The organism is Thiohalophilus sp., assembly GCF_031581315.1.
In the GTDB taxonomy this organism is placed as follows: domain Bacteria; phylum Pseudomonadota; class Gammaproteobacteria; order UBA6429; family Thiohalophilaceae; genus Thiohalophilus.
Map to the genome: position 1 here is coordinate 2,888 of NZ_JAVLAZ010000110.1, position 3,712 is coordinate 6,599.

At 58.8% G+C, this 3,712-nt stretch carries 2 protein-coding genes and 1 pseudogene; all 3 read left to right on the forward strand.

Features of this window, described 5'->3' with window-relative positions:
- The first annotated feature begins 8 nt into the window (after positions 1 to 8).
- On the forward strand, positions 9 to 1,133 hold the full coding sequence (locus RI563_RS11970) for an aminotransferase class V-fold PLP-dependent enzyme (protein ID WP_310694616.1): 1,125 nt from the start codon (positions 9 to 11) through the stop codon (positions 1,131 to 1,133).
- A gap of 127 nt (positions 1,134 to 1,260) precedes the next feature.
- Positions 1,261 to 3,516 (forward strand): acyl-CoA dehydrogenase, encoded by a 2,256-nt coding sequence (locus RI563_RS11975; RefSeq protein ID WP_310694614.1) that lies wholly within the window; start codon positions 1,261 to 1,263, stop codon positions 3,514 to 3,516.
- A gap of 13 nt (positions 3,517 to 3,529) precedes the next feature.
- Positions 3,530 to 3,712 (forward strand): annotated as a pseudogene (locus tag RI563_RS11980) (acetyl-CoA C-acyltransferase); the annotation flags it as partial.

Consider the following 3,712-nt stretch of genomic DNA (forward strand, 5'->3'; position numbering starts at 1 on the left):
TTCAGACGTTGATCGAACAGGAATTCAACCTGCAGGATGATTTGATTCATCTCAATCATGCGGCAGTGGGGCCCTGGCCAAAGCGTACGCTACAGGCGGTGGAAGCTTTTGCCCACGACAACCATCAGCTGGGCTCACTGCATTATCCGCACTGGGTCGCGGTCGAAACCCGCCTGCGCGAACGCGGGGCGCGATTGATCAATACCCGGGCCGAGGATATCGCACTGGTTAAAAACACCTCGGAAGCCCTGTCGATGGTGGCCTGGGGACTCGACTGGCAACCCGGCGACACGGTCGTCATCAGCGATGAAGAGTTCCCCTCCAACCGGATTGTCTGGGAGTCGCTGGAAGCCCGTGGCGTGCAGGTACGCCAGGTCAATCTGCACGGTCAACAGTCCCCCGAACAGGCGCTGATCGAAGCGATTGATGCACAAACCCGACTGTTGGCAATAAGCTCAGTCCAGTATGCGTCGGGGTTGCGTGTCGACCTGGAACAGCTGGGGGAACAATGCCGGCAACACAATGTGCTGTTTTGCGTGGATGCCATTCAAAGTCTCGGCGCACTGCAGTTTGATGTACAGGCCTGCGGCGCTGACTTTGTTATGGCCGACGGGCACAAGTGGATGCTGGGGCCTGAAGGGCTGGCGCTGTTCTATAGCCGCCCAACAGCACGCGAACAGTTGCGACTGTTTGAATACGGCTGGCACATGGTGGAACAGATGGGCGAGTTTGATAACCCCAACTGGCAACCGGCGCACAGCGCGCGCCGCTTCGAATGCGGCAGCCCCAATATGCTCTGCGCTCATGCGCTGGATGCCAGCCTCTCCCTGATCGAAGAGATCGGGATAGCAACGATCGAACAGCAGGTACTCCAGAACAGTCAGCGGATGTTCGACACCATTGACCAGCTTCCCAACCTCGAGTTAATCACCGATAAACAGGCGGGACGTTATGCGGGAATTGTGGTGTTCAGACACAAGCAAATACCGGTTGAGCAACTCTATACCTGGTTAATGGAACAGCACGTTCTGTGCGCCCAGCGCGGTGGCGGGATTCGCTTTTCGCCCCATTTTCATACGCCCTGGGCAAAAATTGAACAGGGTTTGCAAATGGCCAACGCCGGCCCGCAATAAGCCGCCTGGCGGACTTGCCGAAGCCAACAGGGACGCATAAAGTCTTTAAACGAGTGAACGTTATAGCAAGAACGTGACTCTAAATAATGACTGTGAATGAGATCATCATTCTGAAAGGAGGCATCCCATGAACAGCATGGCGCAAAAAGTTACCGGCTGGCGGCAACGCTGGATCTCCCGCCCCCTGTTGAAGCTGTTCCGGCGTGTCTCGCCGCATATGTCCCAGACCGAGCGGGAAGCCCTGGACGCCGGTTCAGTCTGGTGGGACGGCGAATTGTTCAGCGGCCGCCCGCGCTGGAAAAAACTGCGCAGCCTCCCGGCACCCACCCTCTCCGCCGAAGAGCAGGCTTTCATTGATGGGCCGGTGGAAAAACTCTGCCAGATGCTGGATGACTGGGAGATTACCAGCGAACGCTACGATCTCTCCGAACAGGCCTGGCAATATATTAAAGAACAGGGCTTTTTAAGCCTGATCATCCCCAAAGAGTACGGCGGTCTGGATTATTCCAATCTGGCTCACTCCGCCATCGTTATGAAACTGGCCACCCGCAGTATTACCGGCGCGGTGACGGTGATGGTGCCCAACTCACTGGGCCCGGCCAAGCTGTTGCACGAATACGGTACCGAGGAACAGAAAAACCATTACCTGCCCCGCCTTGCCAAGGGCGAGGAGATCCCCTGCTTTGCCCTGACCAGTCCCGAAGCCGGCAGCGATGCCGGATCCATGCCCGATTACGGCATCGTCTGTCGCCAGGAGTTTGATGGCAAAAAAGATGTGCTGGGCATGCGCGTCACTTGGGACAAGCGCTATATCACGCTGGGCCCGGTCGCCACACTGCTGGGGCTGGCGTTCAAACTGTACGATCCCGATCATCTGCTCGGGGATGAAGAGGATCTCGGTATCACGCTGGCGTTGATCCCGACCGACACACCGGGCGTCAACATCGGGCGGCGCCATTTCCCGCTCAACGTGGTGTTCATGAACGGGCCCAACAGCGGCAAGGATGTCTTTATTCCCATGGACTGGATCATCGGTGGCCAGGATCGCGTTGGTCAGGGCTGGCGCATGTTAATGGAATCGCTCTCCGACGGACGCGGTATCTCGCTGCCGGCGTTGAGCACGGGTGCGGGCAAACTGGTCAGCCATGCCGTCGGCGGTTATGCACGGGTACGCCGCCAGTTCAAGCTGCCTATCGGCCGTTTCGAAGGGGTCGAGGAAGCGCTGGCGCGGATCGGCGCCTACACCTACATGATGGACGCCGCCCGCGGGCTGACCTCGGTAGCGCTGGATCAGGGCGAGAAGCCCTCGGTCATTTCGGCCATTGTGAAATACCACCTGACCGAAGGCATGCGCCAGGTGATCAATGACGGCATGGATGTCCTTGGCGGGGCCGGCATTTGTCTGGGGCCGCGCAACTTTATCGCCCGCGGCTATCAGTCCACGCCCATCAGTATCACGGTGGAAGGCGCCAACATCCTGACCCGGACCATGATCATCTTCGGCCAGGGGGCGATCCGCAGCCATCCCTATATCTTCAAGGAACTCGAAGCGCTGGGCATGGAGGATCCCGAACAATCGCTGGAGAATTTCGATCGCGCCCTGTTCAGCCACATCGGCTTTACGACCAAAAACCTGTTTCGCAGCCTGTTCCACGGGCTGACCTCGGCACGCTTTGTCTGGGTCTCCGGTCGGCGACCGACCCGTCGTTATTACCAGCATCTGACCCGCATGAGCGCGGCTTTTGCATTAATGACCGACGTCGCCCTGCTCACCCTGGGTGGCGATCTCAAGCGCAAGGAGAAACTTTCCGGAAGGCTGGGTGATATTCTCAGCCAGCTGTATCTGGCCTCGGCCTGTCTCAAACGGTTCGAGGATCAGGGCCATCCCAAAAGCGATGAGCCCCTGCTGCACTGGTGCTGTCAGCATACGCTGTTCGAAATCCAGCGCGCTTTCGACGGCCTGTTGCAGAACCTGCCCAACCGGCCGGTGGCCTGGATCATGCGCTGGATGGTCTTTCCCCTGGGCCAGCACTTCAAGCAGCCCGGTGACAAACTGGGCCACCGCATCGCGGATATGCTGATCACGCCCGGTGACGCCCGCGAACGCTTGTGCGAGGGGATGTATCAACCCCAGGCCAACGACGAACCCCTGCAGCGCATCGAGGATGCCCTGCACAAGGTAATCGCCGCCGAGCCGATCGAAAAGCGCATTCGTCAGCAGCTGTCGAATTACGAACCCGACTATCACGGTCTGGAGGGCCTGTTACACGCCGCGCTCAAACAGGCTATCATCACTGAACAGGAGGCTGAGACTCTCCGTGCCGCCGATGCCGCGCGCCGCGAGGTGATCAAGGTGGATGATTTCGGCCTCGACCTCAAATAGCGAAGGTTACCCTATGGCAGAAGCGAAGAAGAAAACCGCAAAAAAAACCGCCACCCGTAAAAAGACCGCCAGCAGTAATCGCGGCGCCAGCGGCCAGCGCCCGGTCTATATCGTCGATGGCAGCCGCACGCCACATCTCAAAGCCCGCAACAAACCGGGACCGTTTGCCGCCGCCGATCTGTTGCTCGGCTGCACC

Coding starts and splice junctions, on each gene's coding strand:
- RI563_RS11975 (WP_310694614.1), top strand. CDS start 1,261: ATGAACAGCATGGCGCAAAAAGTTACCGGCTGGCGGCAACGCTGGATC.